This window comes from Stenotrophomonas sp. 71799_Sma (assembly GCF_056482505.1).
Genome location: NZ_CM151202.1, coordinates 2,962,294 through 2,988,468, shown reverse-complemented (window position 1 = coordinate 2,988,468; position 26,175 = coordinate 2,962,294). Strand labels below are relative to the sequence as shown.

Genomic DNA, 26,175 nt, shown 5'->3' with positions numbered 1-26,175 from the left:
CAGCTGAAAAAGCGTCCCCTGGCGGGAGCTGGCATACGCCTACGGCGCGAAGAACCGTTGATTGAACTTCCGGATCCACGCGGAGGGCGTTCCTATCATGAGCAATGATTCGATTTGTCCGATCAGCCGGAGCTTTGGGGCGGCTCATTGGGGAAGGCTAGCAACCTCCAGTTCGGACGATTCATTGCCCGCCAGTCGCCGCCGCAGGGCCTCTTTGGACATCTTGGGCGGAGTGTCCAGCGAGAGCTTCTTTCCGTCCAACGAACGGTAGAACGGATCGTCCACCCCCGCGCTGACGTAGACGACCAGGTCCGGCCCGATCGTTAACAGGCCTGCATCGAACAACGCGTGGATGTCCTTCCGTAGCAGTAAGCCATTGCTCAAAGCATTGGTGGCTGCCCCGTTGTAGGGGACGATGTGAGCGGCGTCGATGACGCTTGCCAAGGCGGTCCCGGTGACCATGCACACGGCTCCGTAGTGAGCGACTAGGCGTTTACGAAACTCCGCTTGGCCCTCTCGGATCACCCGAAGGACTTGTTCCACCCGCTTGCCCTCGGCAACGACGGCTTCCGCCGCTGGGGGCAGTGCCTGTTCCACTGCCAACCGCCCGCTCTCCTCAAGGACGCCCTGGAGGGCTTGGATGGCGTCGTATCCAAGCAGCTCTGCTGCCGGGCGCAGCTTTGGGTCAATGCCGGATCGGTGTCGGATATGGGCCAACAGGAGGGCGGCGTCTTCGAGGTAAGTGAGCTTCTCTCGGCGCATGCTCCAGAGCTGATTCAGCTCTTCTAGGTTCCAGGTGCGCAATGCTAGCCCAAGCTCATTGGTGGACATGCGTCGGGTGAGCTGGCCCTTCCCCAAGTGTTTGCGAACCAGGTGCTCTTCGAACTCCTTTACATCTGCAGCGTCCTTGTCCGTCAAGGTGAAATGACTGATGTAGGACCTGCTGTTTTGCTCGTCCCACTTTCTCTCTCGCCGCATCTGCTTCGTCAGACGCCAATTTGCAATCCGTTCCTTGTCTGTGTCGTCCATGGTGGCTAGCTGGTCGTTTGAGGCTTGAACAATGGTAGTGGATCACGGCCGCTGAGAGCGGCCTTCCGCTTTCCGCTGGCGGGCTTTCAACCACGCAGCCGCCAGATCGTCCACGTCGGCCTGCAGCGCGGCCCGTTCCCCAGGGAGCCATGGCCTCAACGTCCCACTGGCCACCCCAGCGTCCCGGTCCGCTAAACGGCGCCGGGCATTGAGCCACTGTGCCTTGGTTTCCTCCTGACGAGTGGCTTGGCGCTGTGTCCGCATGCGAACCGCGTTGGGCTTGTCGCTGTAAGTCCGGGCATGGTCTTTGCCTTGGCTAGGCCAGGGTGTTTCGTGCGCGCCCTGTCGCCGCCGGCGGATCTGGCTCAGGCTTGGATACCGGGCCATCCACCGATTCTCAAACGTTCGATCGGGAGGGGGTGCTTCTTCTTGGGCCAGGGGGATGACCAAGGCGTGGAGGGCGATCAGTTGCCACACCGCTGATTGAAAAACATCCTCGGTCAACCGGAAGGCCACCACCTCGGGGTGTTCCAGCCATTCGCCTTGGTGCACGTTGCGCAAGAGCGCCGCCAAGTCGTTTCGCGTCAGATGGGCACGGTGGGCCAGTGGCCACCCCAGCATCCAGGTGTCCGAATGCCGTTCGGCATGAACGACGAATCGGGGGTGTTTCCAGCGCTCTTGAAGCTGGGCAAGGACGGTGGCTGGCTTGGCAAAGCGCCCTACCTCGACCAGGTGGTTATCGGAGCGCTGCAGGACAAACAGTCGGTCGGCCAGCAGGGCGTCCAGGGGTTCTGGTGGCAGCCGCTGGCTCAACTCGGGCCAGGCCAACAGGTCACGGGTGCCCCGCTCGGTGATGCAGCGCTTGCAAGCCATGCGCAGGTTCTCGGCGTCCCTTGGGCCGGCTAGGCTCAACGGAACGAGCGGTGAGAGCCCCCAGGCGTGGCGACGATCCAAGTCCAGGGGGGCGGTGCAGAAAGCGCACACAGGGCGTTCGGAACGGCGGGCCACGTCCAGCGTCCAACGGGGAGTGGCAGGCGCACGGGCGCCATGGAAGGCCAGCACGCGACGGGCAAACGCGCCCAGGTCAGCGGTGGTCATGGGAGCGCTCCTGAAACGAAAGCCGGCAAATCACCGATGGGCCAATGGCGGTGAATGGAGGTCATGGGGCGCACCCTCGCTTGACTAAAACGAAATGCGGCGAGGGCTCCGCGCTTCCCTTCCAGGGGTTCTTTGGCTCCCCACTTGTGATTCGGAAAACACGGTGGCGGTGTATCCATGGGCACTGCACACGTTTGACTAAAACCAATGTGGCTTGGGTGTCGTGGGTCGGTGCTGCGGGTGGGTGAGGGCAACCTGTCCTGGGGATCCGGGGCAATGCGAAACGGTGGGCTGAAAAACTCCACACGGACTCCTGGGGTGGGGCATCGGTGGGCGTGAGGGGTGGAAGAGCGGGAGCGTTGCGTGGGCATGGCGTGGGCGGTGGTCCTGTGGGGGCGAGGGGGCGTAGACCACCAATAGCGCAGTTGGGGCAACACGCAAGGGGCCGCCGAAAAGCAACTGCAAGAGCCCAACGTGGGTGGAAGCAGTGTCGGCAGGGGCAGAGAAGCAGGAGCCCGGACGGTTCCCCAGAGTCGTCATACACATGACGCACTGAAGTGGGAGTGCGCTTTTCGCCCAAAAATCGGCCTCACATCTGCCGGAACCTCAATGCAATCAAGGCCTGACCCTGTCACCACTGAATGGAGACAGTGTCAGTGCTTGTTAGCTCGTTTGGCCCATGTTTTTCAGGCTCCTGACGTGGGGCCTTGCCAACTCCGAGATTCGCGGTATCGGTGGAGTAGTCCAGAAACGGAGTTACTCGACCAATGGCGTTGGTTCGTCAAAACGTAAACCTCGACCGTGGGCAACTGAAACTTGCTCAGCGGCTTGCCCGTGAATCGGGCAGTGGGTTTAGCGCCTACGTGCGAGAGGCGCTGGAGCGACACAACACTTCCATGTCTGTGGCGAGTGTGCTGGAGAACTCTAACGCTCACTTGGAACAGCTCATCGACGAGTTGCGGGAAGAGAACGCGTTGTTCCGGAGTGCGCTCCAGGAAGACCTGCGGCGGCTGCGAGACGAAACGAAGGCGGAACAGGACAGCGCCATCCAGCGCTACGAAGAAGCGCTTCGCAAGGTGGTGACGGCGGCCCTCTCGCAACCCTCTCCCAAAGGTTCTGGTGCGGCCAAGGTGCCCGCAGCCGGTCCCATGACTGCTCCACGCACCTAACTTTCCCCCACAGCAGGAGATCCAACCCATGAAACGTTTTTCCCTTTCTCTCACTCTCTGCCTGGCGGCGTTCATGCCGCTTCACGTTTCCGCCCAGGCCGCCGCTGATGCGGTCCATGCCGCAGAGGACGATGGCAAGCCCAAGGCCGATAAGAGGCGCCTGTTCAAGGCCGGAGGCATCGGTTGCGTGGCCGGCGGAGCCATCGCCTTGCTCACGGGCAAGAAAGACAAGGCCTTGGGCGCTTGCGCCGCGGGTGCTGCAGTGGGTGCTTCCGCGTCCTACGTGAAGCAGCAGCGGGAACACGCCGAGCAGGCCGCCGACGCTGCCCGTGCGGCTGGCATGAAGGCCGAAGTGGTCACCAAGACCGAAACCGTGGAGGGCAAGCAGGAAGCCGTCCTGGATTCGTTGCGCTTGAACTACAACCCCACCGACATGAAGCGGTTGAACAGCGACACCCGGGCCTTCCTCGACAAGTTCGCAGGTCTGTTGAACAAGTCCAGCAACGGGTTGACGGTGGTGTTCCAAGGAGCCGACAAGGCCGCCTGCCAAGTGCCCATCGTTGAGCTGGCCAAGCGTGGCGCGCTGTCCAAGGTCACGGTGGACGACCGCTGCGGCAGCGGTGAGCCCGTGATCGTCGTTACCCCGGTGCCTGACGTCCGGTGATCTCAGTGCCCGGGTGTCGCTCGATGCTCGGGCTTCCTTCCCCCTTCCGAGGAGCCCACATGACCCCAGAAGAAAAGAACCAGAGAATCCTGAAGCGCAAGCGCGAAGAATTGCTGAAGCGTGCCAACGCAACCCCGACCGCATCGCCCACGCAAGAAGAGCGGCTGGTTTCCGACGGCATGAAAGAAAACCTGAAAGCGGCCAGTCACTGGGCTGGAGTGATCAGCAAGCGCACTGCCGAGTTGACCCAGAAGGGCGTTGCTGCCGCTGCAGAGAAGGCAAAGGAAGCCAAGGCACAGCTGGACGCGAAGCGCGCCCGGGAAGCCCAGGAACATCGTGCTGTCGAAGAGAAGCCTCAAGACGCTCCGCTCACCTTGGAGGAGGAAATGTTGGTTAGGCAACTGACGTCCGATGCAGCTGCACCGGTTCTCGTAGGAGCGGGTGATAAGGGAATGTGCACCGTTTGGGAGCTGGTTGATGAATTTGGAGAGCCCGGCGCACAGGTTGCAGATGGATTGGGTGGCCCTTCGGTGGACGCCAAGGCGTTGAGCAATGAAGATACGGCAGCCTTGGTCAAGCTGTCTCAGCAGGACGCGGTGGAAGTCCTGTCCGTTTCCGCGGGGCCTGAAGGGTCCAACCGGCCCCCGGAGGCCGCGTCACCAGAGCAGCCAGTAACTCCAATCCAACCCAGCCCCCGCTCTCGTTTGCCTTGGGTCTTGACCGGTGTGGTGGCGGTGGCATTGGTCGTGGGGGCGATCTACTTCTTGCTTGGGAAGAACAACCAAGTGCCTCCAAGCACACCGGCTCCCATGGCACCGGTTGCCACTCCAGCCGCTCCCGAGCAGTTGCCCGAGGTGGTGGAAGTCCCCGTGGTTGCGCCTGCTCCAGCAGTGCTTTCAGAACAGGCCAAGCCAGAAGCCACGATCGAGAAACCCGCACCTGTCGCCGCTCCCCCGGTATCGACGACAGCGCCAATTGCGCCCCAGCCAATGCCTTCGCCGAAACGTGCAACCGCCCCATTGCCGAGGAAGCCCCCCGCACCCGCCGCCGAACCGCGGAACGACTGGCAGCAAAAAGCCAATGCAGACCTAGACGCTTGGGCGAAGAAGTCGGGGATCGACTGATCCCCCTTGCGCATCCGCGGATTCGATCTAGAAAGAAGTGACCTACTCACGAATAAGGGGGAAGCATGTTCAAGTGGCTGTTCACGCAATACCGGGAGCCCGGAAAACTTCATTTCGGCTCAAAGTGGCTGAACGTGCACGGGCGCTTGTTCCTCGGCAGCCCTGAATCGTTTGGCATGGGCCACCTGAGCGAAGGCGTCCGCCGCACTTTCTACTACTTGCGCGCCGATCGCAGGCCTCCGGTCAGAGACGACGCCGCGTATGACGCATGGACCAAGGATCGGCTCTACGCGAGCAAGGTTGAGCAGGTCGCAGAGCGCTGGGTGGCCAAAGCGGGCTTTCTGGCGTGCGCGCCGCTTTGCTTGGTGCTTGCCGTCTTGGCGCATTGGCTTCGTTGAATTGACAGGGGAGGGAGACAGAGATGGCAGCAATCAGTTTGTTCAACGTGCTTGACTGGACGAGCGGCCTGGGGCGCAAGTTCCGCCGGAAGAGCGGCGAGCCTTGGAACGTGAAGGAAGAAATCATCGTCAGATCCGCCGAGGAGTATGAAAACCTGGTGGGGCGCTTTGACGTGACCGATCGCGTTCGCAGTCGAGAGCTCGATGTGCCAGAGGCTGACCGGGATTTCGCGCTGGAGTGCGGCGCCGTCTGGGACGAGAACGCCCAGGGGTTCAAGGTGCCCGACGGACGCAGTGAGGACGAATTCCAGGAGTGGTGGCCGAAGGTTTCGGAAGATTTGCGCGACACCCAATCGCGGATCATCACGACGAAGCTTGGACGGCGTGCCGAGGGCTTCTTGCAGGGCAACGACATGGGGCAGGGCGGCGACAGCCTGGCCACTCCCTTGATGTATCTCGCCTTCCCCGTGATCGGCGTTCTGGCGACCTTCCTAGTGAGCCTCATCGGCTGGGCAGGCTGGGCCGCGCTGCTGCTGACCATTCCATACTTCATCGCCCTCAAGCAAGGCGAGGGCATGAAGGAGGCCCTGAAAGCCCTGGTGCTGCTGCAATGGGTTCCGATGGCGCTTCAGTTCATGGTCGGCGGCAGCAAGGGCGGCACCGAGGTGGCAATGCAAGCCGGCGGCATGGCTGTGTATGCCCAGATGGCCAAGACCTACCTGTGGTGGGCCTTTGGCTTGGTCGGCATCCTGTTTGTGGTTTGCTTTGTGGCGGCGGCCTCGCACCCGCACCGGGGCGTCATTGGCGGGACAGCCGCGCGCTTCATTCAAGCGATGAAGTGGGTGGGGCTCATCTTTGCCACACTGGTGGTCGCCAAGGTCCTGCCGTTTGGCTTGGGCGAGGCGGCGCCTTACGTGCTGGCATGCATGTATGCGATGCAATACGCCGAAGGCAACTTTGTCCAAAACGCCGCCCGGCTTTACCTGCAGAACAACGACAACAACCTGGCCAACCAGGGGGCGCTGATCAACGCGCACGTCAAGGCGCGTGAACAGCAAGCTGAGGCGGCACTGCGGGACAAGACCCCGCTGATCACCATTGGGCGCGCCACGGGACACCTTTCCGACAAGGGCTATGGCTACTCGCCCGACCTGGGCACCGTGATGATGTTCTCGTGGAGGGATTGTCAGCAGGGCCTGCTCGTGTTCGGAGCCATCGGATCTGGCAAATCCTTCGCCGCGCTCAGACCCATCGCTCGTCGGTTCCGTAGAGCCGCTTTGGCGATGGCATGTGTGGCGCCAGGCCACGCAGATGCAAGGGAGCGCTTGAAGCAGCAGAAGCTTGCCGGCGGTGGCGCGCTCATCGCCGACGGCAAAGACGGGGCGATCATCTCGGACTTGGAAGGTTTGTTCGATATCGTCGTCAAACCCGGGATGCGGGTGGCGCCATACGAGGGGTTGGCGCCCGATCAGGTCGTCCGGGCATTGCGCGGTGCAGCCGGTGGGCGAGTGGACGAGAAATCCAAGCTTTGGACGGACGGCGGTGACGCGTTTCTCTACCACACCGGCATCATCCTTCGTGCGCTCGTGGATCACGAGATGGCTTACAGGTCTTGGTGTTCGGCCAAGCTGGAAGGGCTGGAGCGTGCACAGTTGGACGCGGAGTTTGAGCTGGTCAAACAGCGCAAGCTGGACGAGGACGTGGCCGAGACTGAGGCATTGCTCGAGCGCATCGCCGAGCAGATCGCCATCCATCGAATCCCTGTGAGCGACGACAGACAATGGCAATACACGCCATTCCACCACGCCAAGTTGTTGTCCATTGTGGAACGCGTGATTCCCGCCAGCCCCGCGCCTCGTGCCAATGCAAAGCTGATGGAGGTGGTGAAATACTTGGGCTTGGAAGAGGCGGACACGAGCCATGACGAAGAAGGGCGGCTGGCCTACGCGGCCTACCTGCAACAGCACCGCCTTCGTCAAGAGAGCGCTCCGCAGACCATCCACCCGGATCTCTTCCGTCCCATGTCTCAGCTGCAGAGCTCGCTGGAATGGGCGTTCCTTGAGATTCCCGCGATGCATCCGGAACAGAGGCAATCGTTCACGCTCAACTCACGAGGGCTGCTGGAGAAGCTCTTGCGAGGCGAAAAGCTGCGTGACAGCAGAACGGACATGCCATGGCACTCGATCGAGAAGGGCGAGGTGGACGTGTCCGATGCGCTCTACGGAGCCATGGTAGGCCTCTTCTTGCCCCCGACCCAATTCGGTGAAGCGGGTGAAATGATGATGCGCCTGCTCAAACAGCGGGTCATGAATGGAATCAAAGCGCGTGGTGCATTCGGCGACAAGTGGCGCGAAGTGTTGCCTGGGCAAATTGAAGTGATGTTGATGATGGACGAGGCCCACCTGCTGTTGACGGCCGATGACATCAACCTGTTCTCCGTTTCGCGCTCGCTGGGGTTGATGCCCGTGCTTGCAACGCAAGGGTTTGAGAGCTTGGTCAACGCCTTTGGGTCGGTCAACGAGGCGGAGCTGATGGCCAACACGATGCAGTCGGTGATCGCGCTAAAGTGCTCGCACAACACCCACGAATACCTGGAAAAGCGGTTCGGGCAGGCCACATTGACCACCTTCAAGCAGCGCACCCGGGGCATCGACTACCAAGGCGGTATGAACAACTGGCGCCACTCTGTGCTCAACGACCCAGATCATGCATACGCGTCCGCCTACGACAAGATGCGCATGGAAGGGGCGGGGCGGTTGACGGCTTCGCGCATCGACGCCGTGACGGGTCGCCGCTGGCGGATTGGATCGGAGGACACGCTGGGCCAAGACGAGATCGCGCGCGACATCGACATGCCCACCGGGGGCAAGCGCGAGGTGCAGCCGCTCTTCCTGCAGGAAGAATACTCCGCTCTTCTTGAGCCCCGCGGTCACGCCATCGTGGCGCTGAGCCGTGCCGGCATCAAGCGCTTCGACCTGGCGGAGCTGCTGCCCGACGCGGATTGATGCGGATAGGCGAGGGGGTTTGCCCCCTTGCCAAACCTGCGGATTGATCAACGATGAGCCTATTCACCCCAGCGGAGGAAACAAACATGAGCAACACCCTCTCCCAACCCATCGAAGAAATGACCGAGCTGCGAGCACTCCAGGCGCAGCGCAACGAGCGGCTTCTGGGCGATCGCCCACCGCCCCAGAAGGACAGCGCGGCGCGGGCAGACTTCGAGCAGAACGTGGCCCAAGACCAAGCCGCCATCGAGCAACGCCGACAGCGTGTTCTGGATTGGGCAGAGAAGGCCTCGCCCGATCAGATCGCTGCGCTCCAGGCAAAGATCCAGGAGGCCGACAAAGCCGTTCGTGATGCAAAGCCGGACGACAAGCGCGAGCAGGTGGTTCATGCGACCGTTGCGCAGTGGCGGCAGCAACGCGGGGCCCAGCGGGAGGAGAGTCCTCCCATGTTGACCCGTGAGCAGCGGATGGAGAACGGACCTGGGCGCCTGGGATACGCCGATTACGCCCGCAGTTCGTTGAAGGAGGCGGCTTTCATGAAGGACTACGCTGCAAATTACGATTGGGAGAAGCACCAAAAGCAGGCCCAGCCGAACGTCTTCCGACAGTAATCTTTACCGATGTTCAGATCTGCCCGGTTCTTCGCAGAATCGGGCATTTTTGCGTCTTGACGTCCAGTTTTATGGTGCTTTACTGGTTAAGTAACGAGTAGGTAGACCTACTCATACAAACCCCAGGGAGAGCCACCATGTCCACGTTGTTCAATGCCCTCAAAGACTTCGCTTTCGAGAACGCGGTCCCACTGCTGACCGGCTTGTTCCTGCTGATCGCGGCCTTCGCAACGGCTGTCCTCGCCTACCCTCCGGCCGTTCCGGTTCTGCTCAAGGTAATGGCCATAGCGGCGGTGGGCTTTGTGACCATCGGGGTGGTGGTCCAGAGTTCCTTCCGGTGAGCAGGCGGCGCTGGCTCAAGCTGCGCGCGCGGTGCAGGAAGCGTTGGCGCCGGTTTGACTGGGAGGGGTTTGATCTCTGGTTCTATCCCGCGCTGATTTTCTACATGTTGGGTTGGGTCGTCTTTGGCCCGCCCGACAGCGTTTAACCCGTTAGCCCACTAATTCACCAGCGATCGAGCTGGACCTTTCCGATGAGGCACATCGGCTTACCACTGCAGGAGGACCCGATGAATATCAACAACACCAACTTCCACCGTTTTCCCGACGTTGCTCCCGAGCATTTGAGTTCTTTCGCCTTGGTCGGCGGGTATGTGGATTCCCAGGTTCTGGCTGGAAGGAGCTTGGACGGTGTGCTTCAGGAACTGGACAGCAGTAGCCCAGGGCAGAAGCTCTGGCATGACACAGAGATTCTTCGGCATTTCAGTGTTGCGGTGGCTACTCGCCTCAACAGCTAACACGTTCTCTTGACGGTCGCGGATTCGGCTTTACAACAATGGAGATGGACATCCAAGAATCTCTGTTGCGCCTCTTGCGTCCCCTGGGCCTCCAACGAGCGGAGGCCTTGGCGGGCGCGCTCGCGCGCGAAGCCGGCGCGTCCAAAGGCCTTCACGATTCGCAAGTGTTGGCGCGTGCCCACGCCCTGAGCGTTGCCCCTGTCGAGGGTCGATTGGGCGATCTGGTTTGGCAGGTGCGCCAGCGGGAGCACGATGGGGCACCGCAAGTGGACCTGCGTTGGGGCTTGCATCGGCTGGGGTTGGACGCACCCTCACGGGCCTCCACCCGGGACCTGGTGCGTGCTTACGAGAGGCGCTTGGCAGACCGTAACGAACCGATGGTTTACAGCACCCTGGCAGAGAGGGTGGCTGGGTCCATGGCTGAGCACACCTCGCTCTTCCAAGGCATGGCGATGGCGGTAGAGGAGGCGCGGGCTCGGCGGTCGGACGCAAACCGGTTGCGGGAGAACGCACCGTGGCAGGGCTGGCTCGTGGGGGCGTCCCGGGCGGGCCACGAAGCAGCACTGCTGGCCTGCATCGGCATGGGCGCAGACGCCCGGCTGCCCGATGCCAGCGGCAACACACCACTGCATCATGCGGCCCGGTTTGGTCACTTCTCGCTGGTCACGCCTCTGGTCGAAGCCGGCGCCGACGTGGCGGCCCTCAACGCCCACGGGTGGGCGCCGCTCCACCTTGCCGCCCTCCACAAGCACGCCCGGGCCTGCCTCCACCTGATGGCCCACGGCGCCAATCCTGAGCAGCCAGGGTGGCGGGGGCGGACCCCAACGCGCATGCACCGACATGAGCAAACCCAAGCCCTTTGACGCGCTGGGCGACGTGCCCGGCAGCGTTGCGCCTTCCCAGCCGGTCCGATACTGGCACCGCGCCGTTCTTGCCGGTGCATTCGTTTTTGGCTTGGCCTACGTGGGGAGCATGGGCGTTGCCTGGCTCATCCCGAATCCCGATGGCTCGCTCATCCGCTTCGCCGATGCTTTGAAAGGCGGTCTGGTGACCGCCTACCACTTCCTGACCGTCGGCATCTCGGCTCGCGCCCCGGCACGGGAGTTCATCGAACTGGTGTCCTACCATCACCCAGTGGCGACGTGGTCCCGGATCGGGGTGTCGCTTCTGCTGGCGGCGGGCCTCGGTCTGCGGGTGTTCCTCAAGGCGACCGAGCCGGTGAGCAACACCTGGCACCTGTCCGGACCGCGGTTGTTGGAAGGAAAGGAGGCCGTGGACGAAGCCCGGCACCGCTCGGTAACCCCTAAAGACGCCGAGGCGGATCCCTTCGCCCTGTCCCTCCACCCCGATCTGTTGCTGTCTAAAAAGCATTGGGCGCGCCACGTCCTGATCACCGGCTCGGTGGGGTCGGGCAAGAGCGTCATCCTCAAGCACATCCTGGAACAACTGACGCGAAAGAGGGACGCAAAGCTGTTCCTTTACGACATCAAGGGTGATTTCACGTCGATTTTCAAAAGGCCCATCATCGTGTCGCCCTTCGATGCGCGCTCCCACGTGTGGGACGTCGCCGCCGACGTGCGGACCCCGACCCAAGCGGCGGCGTTCGCCGCCTCTCTCATCCCAGAGGGCGACGGGAACGCCAAATTTTGGAGCATGGCCGCCCAGGACTTGTTGATTGGGTGCGTGCGCGAGCTCCAAAACACCCGGCCTGGCGAGTGGGAATGGCCCGATCTGGCGGCCTTGGTGCGCCGCCCGGCCGCGGAGATGGCCGCAGGCATGCGCCCGCATTACCCCCGCGGTGCCGCACTGGTGCGTGACCCGGAGAGCCAAACCACGTCCAGCGTGCTGTCTTCCCTGGGGGGCTTCACCCGCCTTATCGACGATCTGGCCACCGCATGGCCCAAGGTTGGCAAGCGCCGTTTCTCGATGACCGAGTGGATACGGGACGACTACAACGGGCGCAAGCAGGTCATTGTTCAATCCGGACCGGACCCAACCCTGACGAAGGCCTACATCGCCGCCATGATCAACGTGGCCGTCCCGGATCTCATTGGGCCGGGCTTGCCGGACGACGAGGGCGGGCGTGGGCTCTACTTCGTGTTCGACGAGCTGACCAGCGCCGGGCGCTTGAACATCGATCCCTTGCTGGCGTTGGGGCGCAGCAAAGGCGTGGTGGCCATCATGGCGGTCCAGGATCACTCCCAGGTTGAGCTGGTCTACGGGGACAAGACCGCGCAGGCCCTCTCGTCCCTGGTGGGCACCCACGTGGTGTGCCAAGTGCAGATGGGAGCCACCAGGGACAAGCTGGCCAGCCAGCTCGGCAAGCGGAAAATCGCGTGGCGCGGGCACGAGAACAAGGCCCAGGTCCACGAAGAAAGCCGCGCGTTGGTTTCCAGCGGTGAGCTCACCGACCGGCTGGGTTTCCGCAAAGGCAATCGCTACGGTCCCGAGAAGTGGGGCATCGAGGCGATCGTGCAGATGGGCGGGGACGTGCTGTTGCTGACATGGCCCGGGAAGAGCCATCCAACGGTTCGCGAGGGGCAGGTGGCCGCTGCGTGGACCACCAAGCCAGCCGGACCTGAAGGGCCGTCGCCGGCAACGTCCCCTTCAAACGCTGGCGCGTCGGCCTTCCCAACCACCGCCGAAGGCATCGATGCGGTGCAGCGGGTGTTGACCATGACACCCGAGGAAGTCGACGCGCTATTCTCCCGTTGAACACCATGTAGGGAAGCAAGTATGGCAACGATCACCGTGCCGATTTGGAAGCCAGTCGCCAAATACGCTGTGAAGGCAGCCTTGACCTCGCGTTTTCGGGAGGAGCTGGACGAGGTGGCCAACAATCGAAAGGGCTCCACCAGTCGGATTTTTACTTTGGTCGTCCTGTATCCCGATAACACCAACACGGCGGACCAAAACGCGGTGGCCGTCATGACACAACAGGCGCCACCCAGGATGCTTGGGTATTTGCCACGGGAGGTGGCCGCAGAATATCGGCAGCGCATGGCTCAGGCCGGCTACGAACACATGGTGTCTGCGTGTGAGGCGGTTCTGTCCGGCGGGCTGGTGACCACGGACAAGGTTTACGACTACATCTTGGAAGTGGACCTGGACATGTCCATCGACCCGCATCCGGATCACCTCGTCACTCATCCCGAGATGGTCCGCCATACCGCTGACCCGGAGTTCAAGAAGGACACCGATGGGGCATATCGCTTCAAGTGCTGGATCCCGCACGATGCGGTGGGCCACCTCCATCCGAAACAGCGCACCAAGGGTTGGACCACGGACTCCTGGACCACGGTCAACTACTACCTTAGCAACGCGCAGAGCATCGGCTTGGGTTTCAAGGTGCTTTCGGTGCCCAAGTCCAAGCACGCGGGAGTCTTCGGCGAAGAGCCAGTAACCGCCGTCGTGGAGGAGATAAAACGCCGTTGGGTCACGCTGCGCCTGGAGAAGTAAACCCCCCTTGCGCATTGGTGGTTTTCTGGGACCTTGGTTCAATCAACGTTCCAGGAGGTCCCTGTGATCAATTGCACCCGCATCGATGCCCGCGGCCACAACAAGCGCAACGGCAACATGTTCGACTACATGCTGGCCACCGAGCGCCTATCCATCGACAGCGCCGTGGCTTACTACGCGGGCAGCGGTCCTGATCCGAGGCAGACGCTCAATTGGGGCGGCAGCCTTGCCGCCGAGCTCTGCCTGGAAGGGCAGCCGGTCACCCGCGAGGTGATGGAAAAGCTGGGGAAGGGCTTTTCACCCACCGGAAGGCCGTTGTGCAAAAACGCGGGCAAGGAGGCCCGATTGGTCATCAAGACGGATCGCTGGGGAAACGTGCGGTTGGACGACGACGGCAAGCCGATGGAGAAGTGGGAGGGCGGCCACCGGGTGGGGTTCGATCTGACCATTTCCGCCCCCGGGGACGTGAGCGTGGCGTTTGCCCTTGCGGATGAACGCGAGAAGCTGGCCATCTTGGAAGCGCACCGCCAGGCCTGCGCCGTGGCGATGCGCTACATCGAGAGCAAGGTAGAGACCCGGCGCGGAAGAGCGGGGAAAGACGTTATAGACACCCAGGGGTTGGTGTGGGCAGCCGCCGATCACACAAGCAACCGGAACGTGCAGTGCGATTTGCACACCCACCATCTTGTCTTTGGTGTTTCGAAGGGGGAGGACGGCCGTTGGGGCACGTTTGATGCCATCGAGATCTACCGCCACCGCCATGCGGCCGATCACCTCTACAAGGCCGAGCTCTACAGCGCGATGAAAGCGCTGGGCTATGGGATTCAGCGGGAGCGCGAGGTGGACGTGATAGGGCGCGAGACGGGCCAGATTCTCACCACGATTGCCGGCATCGACCGTGAGCTGGTGCTTCAGACGAAGACCCGCCGCCAGGAAATCCTGGACTACGTCAAAGAACACCCCAACGCCAGCCACGACGAGGCCTGCAAGGCCACCCGCAAAAAGAAGGAAGAACCGCCCTTCGAGCAGGTGGTCAAGGACTGGCAGCAAACCTTCGCCAACATTGCCCGAGAAAGGCCAGACCTGGTTCCCACCACCCAGTCGCTCAAGCAGACCCAAGGCCAGCACCTGGACCCGCATACCTTTGACGAGGTCTTGCAGCGCATGCACGAGAACGAGGCGATGTTCTGCGAGCATGACCTGGTCCGGGAGCTGGGGATGGAGTTCGCCGGGCAAAAGAACGCGGAGGAGATCCTCAAAATGGTGAAGGAGTTCACCGAACAGGACGACCTGGTGCGCGTTAAAGCCGAACACCTCCACAAAGACGACCGTGGCACTCGTTTGGCACGCAAGCACCGGGAGGATCGCTTCTGCGCCACCTGGATGGTCGAATGGGAAGCCGAGATCATCCGTCGTTCGAAGGAGCGGGAGAACGAGACGGACCTGAAGCTGTTCCGCTCCACCGTAGACCGGGAAATCGCCGCCTATGAGAAGCGAAAGGGGTTCACCCTTACCGAAGAGCAGAAGGCTGCCATTGGTCATTTGACCCATGGAACGGCAGGTGTCGGCGTTATGTCAGGGTTGGCCGGGACCGGCAAGACCACCGTGGCCGAGGTCTACAAGCAGTGCTTCGAAGCCGAAGGAAAGCAGTTGATGGGCTTGGCCGTGTCGGGTAAAGCCGCGGCTAAGCTGGAAGAAGAGTCCGGCATGCTCTGCATGTCGGTTGCAAAGTTCTTTTCCCAGCTCCGGCAGGGCAAGGTTGCTCTGACGAAGAATGTTGTGGTGGTGCTCGATGAAGCCGGCATGGTGGCTACCGATGACACCTTGAAGCTCATGACCTACTGCCAGGGGGTCGGTGCCAAGCTTGTCATGCAGGGAGACAGTGACCAGCTTCAGCCCATCGCTGCGGGCAACGGCTTTGAGCTGGCGAAGATTGCCTTGGGCGACACGAAGCTGACCGAAATCCGCCGGCAGAAGAACGCCGGTGACCTGATCACTGCCAACAGCTTCTACGAGCGGGACCACCAGGGGAAGGTCAAGGACATGCGCCGCGGGCACCGCAGCCGCCAAGGCACCCTCGATATGGGTGCGCAGACCCTTCGCAATCTCAAGGAGAGAAATTGCATCGACGACTTCGGCACGGAAAAGCAGGCCATCAAGGCGTTGGTGGACGACTACCTGAAAGACCCCACCCCGATGGACGAGAAGTTGGTTCTGGCCCACACGCGCTCTGAAGTCAAAGCCCTCACCACGGGCATCCGAAAGGGGCTCCAGGAGCAAGGCGTGCTGGACAAAGAGGAGTTCACCTTCCGCTCGATCGTAAAAGGGCAGTGGGAGGACCTGACGCTCTCCCGCCGCGACCGTGTGATGTTCACGGCGACCAACAACGACTTGGGCGTCATCAACGGCACCGAGGGCACGGTTGAGAGCATTCGGAAGGACAAATCCGGTGGCTACGACCTGGTGGTGCGCATCGACTCTTCGAACCCGAAAGAGGACGGGCGCATCTTGAAGTTCAACACCAGCGAGCACAACGCCTTGGCCCACCGGTATGCCATGACCGTTCACAAGGCGCAGGGGCAGGGGAAATCCGAGGTTTACCACCTGGCCACGAACATGGGCATGCTCGACCAGCAGTCGGCCTTGGTGGCGTTCACCCGCCTCACCAAGGGCAGCTACCGCATGTATACGACCGACGAGATGATGGAGCGCATGGCCGAACGGCTGGGAACCGAACGGCACAAGGAAATGGCGCTGAGCGTCGGCTTGTCCGAGACCCAGGCTGCTCCGGTGCGCAACCTGGTCCAGGACGTGGAAGAGCTGTTGGCAGGATTGAAACCGCAAACCCAGGTGCCAATCACAAACGCGGAACGGCGCGAGATGAGGCTTACCCGGTGACGCATCGGGCCAGTGTCAATACGCTGATCACCACCACTACCCACGGCCACCACCCCACGCGTTCGGAAGGCGCTTTGACCGGTGTTCCCAGCTGCCACCGCCGTTGGTGGGCCAACCCGCGCACGTGGGCCGTGGCCCGCCGGTGGGGGTTGACCACGATCCCCGGTGGCTTGGCGTAGATGCGCCATCCCTCCCGGGAGGCCTTCACCCGCCACGCCTGCTCATACGCCTCGGTTTCCGCCCGGGTGGCTGTCACCACCTCCAGCGCATGGAACCGGAAGGGACGGTGCCAGCCGCCTTTGGGGGAGCGGTGCTGCTTCTCCCGCTGCTGGGGGTTTGAGCTTTGGCCGATGTAACAGCCCCCGTCGTCGAACAGCAGGGCGTAAAGGGTGCGGGGCAGGGCGTGATACTTCTCGCTGCGTCCCAGGTTGTGGCGGTGGGTCATGGTCTCTCCGTGAGTAAAACGACCCACTCACGAATAGATCAGAATTTGAAGTTGGCAAGCCTGCTGCGAAGGACGTGAGAGGCCACACGTCGCTTGCGTGTAATCTCTTCGCAGTTCATGGCGAGCATGGGGCGGGCGAGTGACCTTTAAGTTCCCGGTTGGACCTTCCAAGGGGCGTTGCAACATATGCGGGCAGGAAACCGACCTGACCGAAAACCACGTGCCACCCAAGGCGTGGGCTCAAGGCATCGCTCTGAGGGTGTCCAGCGTCGCCGACGCAATCAGTGGAGAGAAGAAGCCGCGGTCCCACAAGATGCCCAATGGTGTTTGCTTCAGGAGCATCTGCAGGACCTGCAACGGCTCGGTGCTTTCTCGATACGACAAGGCACTTGTATCGATGAGCCGGCAGGTGACGGAGATCTTGCGTGATCGAAGCAAGGTCACCTACAACCAGAGCATCCGCATCCAGCCGCAGCTTGTGGCAAGGGGAGTTCTGGGCCACTTGTCATCGGTGGGCTTGAATCGCTACGACGAACGCCACAGCCAGCACCTGTTCGATGACCGGTCAGATCTTCTACGCCAGGTTCGGCTTCACTACTGGGTGTATCCCTACAGTGGTCGAACGGTTCTTCGCGACTTCGGGCTGGGCATCTTGGGCGGGAAAGGCAGTTCGGCGATCTATGTCCTGAAGGCCTATCCGCTGGCCTTTGCAATGGTCTGGAACAGGGACTTTCAGTTCGAGGACTGGCAGCCGCAGAGCTTTGACCCGTTCGCTGGGTTCGAGCCAGACCAAGAGGCGAACCTCCCGCTGGAGTTCGTGGGCCTGCCGGGACAGGTTTGGCCAGAGCACGTCCAGGGGAACACGTTCGCGCTCCTTCATTCCGATGGTGCGTTCGTGGCAACGGAGAAAGGACGGGGCTAGGTTTGGGCGGTTTCGGCTCTTCCGGAGCGGAGGCGCTGCGGATAGCAGCAGCGTTCCAAAGAAAAAGCCCGGGCTGGGCCCGGGCTTTTCATATCGGTCAACGGGGAGCATGGCTCACCGCGCGTTGACCTGTGTAATGTAAGGAGCGCGCTTGCTCCTACAGCAATTGTCGTGTCGTAAATCACCTTGAAGCCCACGCCAAGGGCTCTGCAAAGCGGGTGTTTCTTGAAGCGTGTTGCGAGCGTGTTGCTGTTAGTTGTTTCTTTATTCATTGAAGTGTTCCTGTAATTGTTAGTGCTGCATGTGTCATCTTCCTTTGCGTCGTGGTTGGTCAACCATTCCCTGACGGCTTCTAGGGCAATGGCAAGCATTGGCGTGAGTAGTGCTACGACAGCGGTAATCACTGCAGGCGGGATTGTCAGTCCGGCTCCTACACTGCTTAGCGGTGCAGATGCTACCAGCTTCCAATGCCTTGGTAAATCGTAAGTTATTGTATATAGATACAATTTCAATAAATTGACGCCACGAACAAGGGCCCCGAAGGGCCCTTGCCGAGACACGATCACCTCCTTTTCGCTGCTGATATTCGTTACCAACCGATGGCCCAGGCTGCGCCCACGGCCGTGTCCTGCCCGCTGCGGGAAACCCCGATCGAGAAGGCCGATGGGGATCCGCGTGGGGTGGTCACGTCGCGGGTGTAGCCGATGGAAATGGCGGCTTGGCCGCTGCAGCCACCTACGCCTACGGCCAAGCGGTTGCGGTTCTCCCCATGGATGGCCGACGTCGAGGTGGCCATCTGGGCGTTGGCTTGGGCCATGGCGCAGATACCGCTCACCCGCTTGTCGAGCTGGCGGAAACGGCGGTCCGTCAGGTTCCAGCGGTCGTCTTGCTGCCGCTGGTAATCCCACAATTGGCCACCGTTGATCGCGTCCGAGGACCCTGCGGCGATCGCCCCCGCTGCCACCCCGGTTACCCGCTGGTTGCCGGCGTTGATCCCGGATCTGGTGACCGATGGACCGCCCTGGACAGTGAAGCCGTCGCTGTTGTGGATGGCCTTGGCCACCTGGACCGAGCCCTTTTCGGACAGTCCAACGTTGTCTTTCAAGCCAACGGTTTGGGTGCCGTCCCCGTTGTCAGTGACCTCGATGTTGGCCCCGGCCACCGTGGTGCTGCTTCCTCCGTCCTTACCGTCCTTGCCTGCTGGGCCTTGCGGACCGGTGGGGCCCTGTGGACCGGGGGTGCCACCACCGCCGCCAGGGTTTTGTTCCAGCTGGTGAACGCGCCCATCGAGATCGTAGATGGCACCGGCCACGGTGGTGTAGTTGTTACCGCTGCTCAGCTGGTAGTTCGGCGCCACGATCAAGCCGTTCACCATGGAGGCGCCAGCGCCCAAGGTTTCCACGGCGGTCCGCAGTTGGCTGACGGCCACGGCGTCGTCGTCCGCTTTGCCCAAGGCAACTTGGGTCAAGCGGCGGTTGCCAAAGGCTGCAGTGTCTTCTTCATCGCACGTGGTGTTGGCGCCCACGGCCACGCATCCCCATGCGTTGGCCACGGCACGGGGCCCCAATGCCACACTTTCTGTGGCGTTGGCCGTGGCAGACGCGCCGAAGGCGGCAGAGTAGGGCGCAAACGCCTGTGCCCATGGACCCACGGCGGTGCCGGCCTCGCCGGCAACGCCAGCGCTGTAACCGTAGGCGCCGGCAAAGTCGGCGGTTGCGTTGGCACCGGGCCCCACGGCGGATGCACCTTCGCCCTCGGTCTGGGATGCGGCGCCCAACGCGAGGTTGCGATCGCCTTGAGCATTCGCCCCGGCCCCGAAAGCCGCCGCGCCGTTTCCATCGGCTCTTGCGGTTGAGCCTACAGCGGTCCCGCCATCCCCGAGCGCGCGGGCACTAGAGCCGATGGCCACACCGGTGATCCCGCTGGCCAGGCTGTGCCCGCCAATGGCCACCGCGGAATCGCCGGTGGCTTGGGCTTGGGCTCCGACGGCGACGGCGTAAACCGCAAATGCCTGTGCGCGAGAGCCAATGGCGAGCGCATTTGAGCCCTGCGCTTCGCTCGAGAACCCCAGAGCGGTTGTATGGCATCCGCGAGCGGTGGCGCGATTGCCCACCGCAGTGGCCCCCAGGCACTCACCCGGAACGCCATTTTCATCCACCATTATCCCGCCGTCGGCGAGGGCGTCCGCCCCGATGGTCGTGGCCCCAACGGTCAACGATTGGGCGCGGTCGCCTACCGCAGTGGTCTCGGGTTTGGTGGCAACGGCACCGTTGCCCACTTGAACCTGGGCTTGCGCCGTGCCAGCAACAAGGCCTGCCAGCAAAGCGCAGTGGATGAGGGAGCGTTTCATGGGGTGGCCTCCTGGGTCTGAAATGAGTGAGCGTGTGCACTCACGAATAGATCAGATCCTGGAATGCGCAAGCCCCCCCCCCAACGAAACTTCCCGGCGCAACGGCAGGAGGGGCCGTTGCGCCAGGAAGCGGTGGGGCCGACTTTTCCCCACCCCTGTTCTTCTACGACAGGGAAAAAATTCCGCAAGCCCCCTTGCGCGTTTTCGATTCTCCGCTTGCATGGGTGTATCGCTCATGTGAGTAAGGAGGCCTACTCATGTTTCAACGCTTGTTGCTCGCGCTCGCACTGGCCAGCGCACCCGTCTTGGTCCACGCGCACGCGGCAGCCACCGATTCCGTTGAGGTCCACGGGAAGAAGCCTGGGTTTTTCAAACGCCTGTTCCACCGCCACAAAGACGCCCCGCAGTGGGACGGTGTCCAGCCCGAGCTTCGCTCAGCGCTGGAACGCATCGCCTTGCAGATGAAGGACGAGGGCTACGACCTGCGGCTGATGGAGGGCTACCGTTCTAAACAGCGCCAGGCCGAGCTGCTCGCCAGCCAAAAGGGCGTGACCCAGGTGGGGCCAGGCAGCAGCTGCCACAACCACGGTTGGGCCGCGGACATGGTCATCTACAAGCGCGGGCGCCCTTCTTGGGACCTGAAGGACGAGCAGGTGCGGCAGGGCTACCAACGCTTCGGTGAGCTCGCCCAGCAGGCGGGATTGAGGTGGGGCGGGGCTTGGAAGAGCTTCAAGGACATGCCCCACGTCGAGATGCGCAGCGAGTGCCTGGTAGCCATTCGTGGCGGATCTGCCCCCCGCCGATCGCTGCAAACAGTGATTGCCAAGGCCGAGTCAGTGTCTGACGCACCGAAAGCACCCCGTTGGGCCTGGAGCGTCGATTCCGAGCTGGCGCCGGACTGGGCGTGCGAATCCGTGCTTTGCAGTGTGTCGTGGGCGACGGTGAGCCGGCCATGGAGCTATGGCGTAAGGCCGCCGTTGAAAGGACTCCGTCCAGAACCGTTTGCTGAGGCGTCCTGTCCCATGGCCCCAATTGCCCTGAGGCACACATGAGGAAGCGGTCCACCGGATTGCTTCCCTTTTCGGCGGAGAGTGGGGGCGAACGGGTCATCTGCCCTGATCGCGCCGGTTTGGAGAAGATCGAGATTGGCGATCCCAAGGGCGGCAAAAACGGCTGGATCCGTTGCACCGCAAGGGGTATGCTCATCGCGGGCACATTCAAGGGCACCTCCCAGATTCGTGAAACCCAAGCCGTCCAAGGGGTGAGGGCACTTCTCAAGGAAGTCCCACTCTCTCCGCCAGTTGTTTCAAAGAGCCCCTGGAAACAGGGGCTTTTTTGTTTTTCCCGCCTTGCTGCCCGTCAGTTCATCAATTCAGCTACTTGGTTCCAGGGAGGGGCGGCAGTCGTGCAGAGCACGCATGCTGCCAAGACAACACACTGACGGTTGGAAATGGAACACTCTACTCAATAGCAATCGTAATCACGTCGTACACTCATGCTCAGTCTGCAGCAGGCTGCGCAGGATTCCTACAGCATTCATTGGAGGAGGCTAGGTGAAAACAGGCGCTATTTACGTGAGTGTGTTCGGGCTCCTCTTGGGGAGTGTTGTGTCCACCACTGCACTTGCTCAGAAGGATGTTTCTGAAAGTGAGAAACTGAAGGGACTGGATGAGGAGACTGCGGTTGCAGTCAGCTCCCTCCTTTCCAGAGTCAAGTCTCTATCGGTTGATGAGGCAATCAGACGGATTCAGCTGGAGGCAGCAGTGGCGCCCAGCATCCAGGACATTCGTCGAGAGTACGCCGGGCGCTTGACGGAAATCAGCATTGAGCAGTCGCCTGACTTTCATGTTTCGGTGAAGCTCAAGGGAGATGGTGCTGTTGCAGGGCGGCAATGGACGACGGCGGCTGGTAAAGCGCGTGTCGAGTTCTCCACTGGGCACCTCTTCACGGAGGAGGAGTTCACCAAGCAACTGAAGGAAATTCGGCTGGCAGCACAGTCAGCTATCCCGGGATTCGTTGGATTGACCGGATATGCGGGAGATAACGAGGCTGAGGTCAGAATACGTGGGGATGAACAGGACGCCCAGAAATATATGGGAATCCTGTCCAAGCTCGAACGTGCCTATCGCGTAAAGCTCCGTTTCAAGACATCGGACGTTCCTGAAAGCAATTCCATATATGCAATCGGCGGAGCCGTACTGCAGTCAAACAATTCATACTGCACCACCGGATTTACGGTGAAGCACACGGCTACAGGTCTAAAGGGAATCATAACGGCGGCGCATTGCCCCGACGACGTCATCTATGGCAACTATGGGAGTAGCCAGAACGGGACCTTGGTTACGTTCCCCTTGATATTCCAGGATCAAAGGAACGATGCGCAAACCGATGTGCAGTGGCATCGAATTCCATCTCCGCACATTCCTTTGCTGGAGACGTACGCGTCGTCAACCGTGTCCACGCGCTTTATTTCGAACGTTTACAATGTTCCAGCGAAAGACGGTACCATCTGCTTCCGTGGCTCGCGTAGCGGATACAGCTGTGGAATAGTCACGTCGGTTGCGCATAGTCCTGGAAATATTTGTGGGCCCACCGAGTCTATGCAATGCGATGAGGTCTGGTTCAAGGTAGAGGGAAGTTCGCTCGCCTGTGGTGGTGGCGACAGCGGTGCTGCAATGTTCTTCCAGAACACCGGTTATGGCATTGTCAAGTCTGCGCGCTCGGACACACCGCTGCCGGGCGAGTGCAAGTCGCTCACCGGAATGCCGTTCAGTCGCGTCAGGGCTTGGGGGTTCCAGCCCAACTAGAGACCGACCTCAACAAGCTTCTCTGATTGGTTGAGCCGTGTATTGATCTCCATACGGTCTGTGCAGCTGGCGACGTCGCTGGTACCAGCGACGTCGGCTACATGGCCGGCGTTCTCTTCGCCAGAATCATGAAATGGCCCCTGGGAGCAGGGGCCTTTTTTTCTGCCTCCGCAGCTGCTGTCCAGCCATCGAACCATCAGGCCAGCTTGCACGGCTTGGTATGGGCGGGCGCATATGGGTGTAGCTGAACGCGCTTACCTGCGTCGCTCACCCTTCGGCTTGTTGTGGCACAACGGGTAACTGGAGCACGACCGGAACGTCCCATGCGGCCCATTGCGGTCCACAAACACGCCCACCTTGCACACTGGGCAGCGTTCTTCATTGATGGCCGCGCCTGAAATTGCGGTTACTTTCACAGCCCCGTCCTTCACCAGCTCATCCAGGAACGGCGAGCGCTTCCCCTGCAGGGTGAACATGGCCACCGACCGTCGCGCCCGCGTCAGCGCGACATAGAACAACCGCCGTTCTTCGCTCAGTGGGTAGGTATCCCCATCCGGCATTGCCAGGGAAAGCACCGGGTCATCCGCGCGCAGGCTCGGGAAGCTGCGGTTGATCATGCCCGGCAGGATCACGTAGTCCGCTTCGCGCCCCTTCGATCGATGTGCGGTCAGGAATTCGACCTCCATCGTGCTGCCGAAGGCTGTCTTCCAATCCGAAGGCATCGCGCTGCGATCGGCGCGGTAGCGCCCCAGGATGAAGACCGTCACGCGTCCGTTGCGCCCTTGCGGCACCGCCCCGGACAACAACTGCTGATGCAGCTTGGCGAGGTACTGGCGAACGCCATCCTGCACCTCCTCACGCCGATTCATCTGGAGCGCCTGCAGCACCGGGCCCATGGCCGTTGCAGCTGAGCGAACTGCTTTGGCGATTTGCGCGGGGTTGCGGCTGATGAAGCGGCTGGACACATCGCACAGCGCCTGTGGGCAGCGGAACGTCTGTTCCAGTTTCAGCACCTGGCCATGGCCCATCCACTCGCGGAATCCGGTCATCACCGAAACGTCGGCCCCGGCGAAGCGGTTGATCGACTGCCAGTCATCGCCCACTGCAAACAGATAGCGGCCCGGTTGGCTGACCAATGCACGGCAGAGGCGTGCGCGGGCGCGCGAAGCGTCCTGGAATTCATCGGCCATCACCAGCTCGTAAGGCGATTCGTAGCGGCCCTGTTCCAGCAGCCCGGCCGCCATGTTGAGCATGTCCTCGAAGTCGATGCCGCGCTCCTCAGCCAGTGCGTTGTCCCAGGCTTGGAAAACCGGCCCTGCGATTTCCAGGAAGCGACGGTGTCGCTCCTTGAACTGATCCTCGGGCATCTGCCGCAGGCGCGCGGCCATGTCATCCAGCGTCAGGCAGTTGCTCTTGGCATGGGCAATGAAGGTGCGCATCAAGCCGATCAGGTCCGCGTCCGGCATCGGCTTGGCGCCCTGCTCGGGGAGCTCGCGGTCCGGATTCGGGTCGAGCTCGATGTCGCACTCGCCAAGCTTCTCTGCGAGGTCCAGCAGGGCATGCCCGCTGCGCAGGCCAAAGGATGTCGTCTCGACAAGGGCCGTGCCGCGTGCCACATGCTGCTGGCGCTTCCAGTGCATCCCTTCGCTGTAGTTGGCAATGTGCTTCGGCGGCTGACCATCAGCATCCAGCGCAAAGTGCTCGTGATACAGCCCGGCGTCCGGGTAATAGAAGTCGGGGCGATACTGGCGATGGGTGTCTGTCGCGGTGTCGAACTCGTAGCGTCGCTCGTAGTCGTACGTCACGCCGTTGTAGAAGAGCCAGTCGGCGATGACGCACTCTTCCAGGCTCTTCACCCGTTCCCCCTGCAGGGTACGGATGTAGGGCGTGCCATCGCGGTCGTAGCCATCGGCCTCCATTTCCGCGCCGAATGGCGGCAGGTCGCGCCCGAATACCAGGCGGAACATATCCCACTGGGTGCGGAAGTGGGTCGAGCGATCCTTCAGATCGTCCACCAGTTCGGCCAGCTTGTTGAAGCCCAGCGTGGCGTCAGTGGTCCATTCGGGGATGTCGGGCTTGCGTCCGGTGGCCTTGGCGACGATGGCCAGGCCGAGGGCGTGGAAGGTCCGGGCTTCAACCACGGTGTCGCCCATGCCGAGCCGGTCGAAGCATTGCTGCGCGCGCTCTTCAAGCTCCCTGGCGGCGTCCTTGTTGAATGCGAGCATCAGGATCCGTTCGGGTTCGACAAAGCCGCGATCAATGGCATAAGCGGCCTTGGCGACCATGGTGGAGGTCTTGCCAGAGCCAGCGGAGGCGACGACCTGCACGCGGTTGTCGAAACAGATGACGGCGCGGGCCTGTTCGTCGGTCAGCGGCTTGCTCTCGACCCGGTCCAGGAAGTCCTTGGTCAGTACCCGTTCGCGCGCTGCCATGGTTGCGTTGGCGTCGGCCCACGCCTCGGGCCAGTCCAGCTGCCAGTCGCCCAGGGCGTCCAGTGCTGCACGGTGGCTGGGCGAATGCAGGTCCTCGTGCACATCCTCATCCAGGAACAATTGTTCCAGCTCGCGCGGCCGGAGCGGCAGGGCGGGGCGACCGGCCAGCAGTGCCTGCTGTTGTTCGTGCGTGATCCAGCGGCGGCCGGTGCTGCCCCGGTCGATGAGGGCATCTGCCTCGGCCAGCCACGACTGGATCTGCTCCAGAATCGTGTCGAACAGTGCCTTGCGCCCGCGCGTGGTACCCGTAAAGCGCACCTGCTGCAGCGCTGCCGCAAGCCGGGAAGCCTGGCTGTTGGACAGTCCATCCATGGTCAGCACGCCGTCGCCCTGGGTCTGCAGGACGACTTTGGCCCAGAAGAGTCCAGGGATGACCTGCATGCGCTCGTCGTCAGCTACGTGTTGCCGGTACTGGCGACCTTCAATCAAAAGCTCAACATGTTTGCCGTCAAGTCGCAGCCACCAGTTCGGCGAGCGGGTCACACGTAGGCCCCAGCCCGAGGGGCGCCATTCCATAGACATCCAGATACTGCCTTGCGTACGTCAACTGGGCTTGCAGAGCCCTTACCCCTCCATGATAAGGGGCCTTGACCACGCGCGTGGCCTTTCGCTTCATGGTCGGCCGTGCGACCGGTTTCATTGACGTGGGCGAAGGCCGTTGCCAGCATGAAGCCTGTGGATGTGGACGCCGATCATGGAAATCGACTGGAACAGTGTGGGTACCTTGAAGCACACCGTCGGCGGCTACGATATCCGCACGGATGCACTGAAGATTCTGGTGACCGCTGCAATGCAGGGGCACGAAGGTGATGCCTCGCAGATGCGCATCGAAATGGAGGACGGCGTCGTGTTTCTGCCAGACGAGATCAGGCGCCTGGCACTGGCGCGGAGTCGCATCCGCTAGCCTC

General features: G+C 61.9%; 22 protein-coding genes. 17 read left to right on the top strand and 5 right to left on the bottom strand.

Annotated features, from left to right (window positions below):
- Positions 1-144: 144 nt before the first annotated feature.
- Positions 145-1,029 carry an HNH endonuclease gene (locus ACZK4Z_RS13855; protein WP_061478915.1) on the bottom strand — a complete coding sequence of 295 codons (885 nt, stop codon included), beginning with the start codon at positions 1,027-1,029 and terminating at the stop codon, positions 145-147.
- A 42-nt stretch (positions 1,030-1,071) separates the two neighbouring features.
- Entirely contained in the window at positions 1,072-2,127 is a 1,056-nt protein-coding gene (locus ACZK4Z_RS13850) for a hypothetical protein (protein WP_235650001.1), read from the bottom strand.
- Positions 2,128-2,894: 767 nt separating this feature from the next.
- Between ACZK4Z_RS13850 and ACZK4Z_RS13845 the strand changes: the two genes are divergently transcribed.
- The 12 genes from ACZK4Z_RS13845 (at position 2,895) to mobF (ending at position 16,251) form a co-directional block, all read left to right on the top strand.
- Positions 2,895-3,296, top strand: a complete 402-nt coding sequence (locus ACZK4Z_RS13845) for a hypothetical protein (protein WP_012480692.1) — start codon at positions 2,895-2,897, stop codon at positions 3,294-3,296.
- 28 nt (positions 3,297-3,324) lie between these two features.
- Positions 3,325-3,960 carry a hypothetical protein gene (locus ACZK4Z_RS13840; RefSeq protein WP_012480691.1) on the top strand — a complete coding sequence of 212 codons (636 nt, stop codon included), beginning with the start codon at positions 3,325-3,327 and terminating at the stop codon, positions 3,958-3,960.
- A gap of 59 nt (positions 3,961-4,019) precedes the next feature.
- On the top strand, positions 4,020-5,084 hold the full coding sequence (locus ACZK4Z_RS13835; RefSeq protein ID WP_232503858.1) for a hypothetical protein: 1,065 nt from the start codon (positions 4,020-4,022) through the stop codon (positions 5,082-5,084).
- Between the two features lie 65 nt (positions 5,085-5,149).
- Positions 5,150-5,482: a hypothetical protein gene (locus ACZK4Z_RS13830; RefSeq protein WP_061478914.1), complete on the top strand. Its 333-nt coding sequence runs from the start codon at positions 5,150-5,152 to the stop codon at positions 5,480-5,482.
- Between the two features lie 23 nt (positions 5,483-5,505).
- The gene (locus ACZK4Z_RS13825; RefSeq protein WP_478450871.1) at positions 5,506-8,487 is read left to right on the top strand and encodes a TraM recognition domain-containing protein; all 2,982 of its coding nucleotides are present in this window, start codon (positions 5,506-5,508) and stop codon (positions 8,485-8,487) included.
- Positions 8,488-8,573: 86 nt separating this feature from the next.
- Positions 8,574-9,098: a hypothetical protein gene (locus ACZK4Z_RS13820; protein ID WP_061478969.1), complete on the top strand. Its 525-nt coding sequence runs from the start codon at positions 8,574-8,576 to the stop codon at positions 9,096-9,098.
- 137 nt (positions 9,099-9,235) lie between these two features.
- Positions 9,236-9,439: a hypothetical protein gene (locus ACZK4Z_RS13815; RefSeq protein WP_012480686.1), complete on the top strand. Its 204-nt coding sequence runs from the start codon at positions 9,236-9,238 to the stop codon at positions 9,437-9,439.
- Positions 9,440-9,666: 227 nt separating this feature from the next.
- A complete protein-coding gene (locus tag ACZK4Z_RS13810; RefSeq protein WP_099475959.1) occupies positions 9,667-9,894 on the top strand; it encodes a hypothetical protein in 228 nt (75 codons plus the stop codon).
- A 416-nt stretch (positions 9,895-10,310) separates the two neighbouring features.
- A complete protein-coding gene (locus ACZK4Z_RS13805; protein ID WP_230548553.1) occupies positions 10,311-10,757 on the top strand; it encodes an ankyrin repeat domain-containing protein in 447 nt (148 codons plus the stop codon).
- Positions 10,735-12,609: a helicase HerA-like domain-containing protein gene (locus ACZK4Z_RS13800; RefSeq protein WP_061478913.1), complete on the top strand. Its 1,875-nt coding sequence runs from the start codon at positions 10,735-10,737 to the stop codon at positions 12,607-12,609. The genes ACZK4Z_RS13805 and ACZK4Z_RS13800 overlap by 23 nt, the downstream gene beginning before the upstream one ends.
- A gap of 21 nt (positions 12,610-12,630) precedes the next feature.
- On the top strand, positions 12,631-13,353 hold the full coding sequence (locus ACZK4Z_RS13795) for an HIRAN domain-containing protein (RefSeq protein WP_012480682.1): 723 nt from the start codon (positions 12,631-12,633) through the stop codon (positions 13,351-13,353).
- Positions 13,354-13,416: 63 nt separating this feature from the next.
- Complete coding sequence (mobF, locus tag ACZK4Z_RS13790) at positions 13,417-16,251, top strand: MobF family relaxase (RefSeq protein WP_061478912.1); 2,835 nt, start codon at positions 13,417-13,419, stop codon at positions 16,249-16,251.
- Here the strand turns inward: mobF and ACZK4Z_RS13785 are convergent.
- Positions 16,241-16,696: a GIY-YIG nuclease family protein gene (locus ACZK4Z_RS13785; RefSeq protein WP_012480680.1), complete on the bottom strand. Its 456-nt coding sequence runs from the start codon at positions 16,694-16,696 to the stop codon at positions 16,241-16,243. The two genes, mobF and ACZK4Z_RS13785, sit on opposite strands and share 11 nt — an antisense overlap.
- 397 nt (positions 16,697-17,093) lie before the next feature.
- Here ACZK4Z_RS13785 and ACZK4Z_RS13780 point away from each other — a divergent pair, with 397 nt between their 5' ends.
- Complete coding sequence (locus ACZK4Z_RS13780) at positions 17,094-17,618, top strand: hypothetical protein (RefSeq protein WP_049420549.1); 525 nt, start codon at positions 17,094-17,096, stop codon at positions 17,616-17,618.
- 589 nt (positions 17,619-18,207) lie between these two features.
- Here the strand turns inward: ACZK4Z_RS13780 and ACZK4Z_RS13775 are convergent.
- Positions 18,208-19,968 (bottom strand): adhesin, encoded by a 1,761-nt coding sequence (locus ACZK4Z_RS13775; RefSeq protein WP_061478911.1) that lies wholly within the window; start codon positions 19,966-19,968, stop codon positions 18,208-18,210.
- Between the two features lie 257 nt (positions 19,969-20,225).
- Here ACZK4Z_RS13775 and ACZK4Z_RS13770 point away from each other — a divergent pair, with 257 nt between their 5' ends.
- The 3 genes from ACZK4Z_RS13770 to ACZK4Z_RS13760 all read left to right on the top strand — a co-directional run bounded on the left by ACZK4Z_RS13770 (position 20,226) and on the right by ACZK4Z_RS13760 (position 22,775).
- Positions 20,226-21,020: a M15 family metallopeptidase gene (locus tag ACZK4Z_RS13770; protein WP_061478910.1), complete on the top strand. Its 795-nt coding sequence runs from the start codon at positions 20,226-20,228 to the stop codon at positions 21,018-21,020.
- Positions 21,017-21,409 (top strand): hypothetical protein, encoded by a 393-nt coding sequence (locus ACZK4Z_RS13765; protein ID WP_260467334.1) that lies wholly within the window; start codon positions 21,017-21,019, stop codon positions 21,407-21,409. The genes ACZK4Z_RS13770 and ACZK4Z_RS13765 overlap by 4 nt, the downstream gene beginning before the upstream one ends.
- Positions 21,410-21,521: 112 nt before the next feature.
- Positions 21,522-22,775, top strand: a complete 1,254-nt coding sequence (locus ACZK4Z_RS13760; protein WP_125893884.1) for a chymotrypsin family serine protease — start codon at positions 21,522-21,524, stop codon at positions 22,773-22,775.
- 254 nt (positions 22,776-23,029) lie between these two features.
- Here the strand turns inward: ACZK4Z_RS13760 and ACZK4Z_RS13755 are convergent, their stop codons facing one another.
- A complete protein-coding gene (locus ACZK4Z_RS13755; RefSeq protein ID WP_293795734.1) occupies positions 23,030-25,783 on the bottom strand; it encodes a UvrD-helicase domain-containing protein in 2,754 nt (917 codons plus the stop codon).
- A gap of 178 nt (positions 25,784-25,961) precedes the next feature.
- Here ACZK4Z_RS13755 and ACZK4Z_RS13750 point away from each other — a divergent pair, with 178 nt between their 5' ends.
- Positions 25,962-26,171, top strand: a complete 210-nt coding sequence (locus tag ACZK4Z_RS13750) for a hypothetical protein (RefSeq protein WP_238378272.1) — start codon at positions 25,962-25,964, stop codon at positions 26,169-26,171.
- The last annotated feature ends 4 nt before the right edge of the window (positions 26,172-26,175 follow it).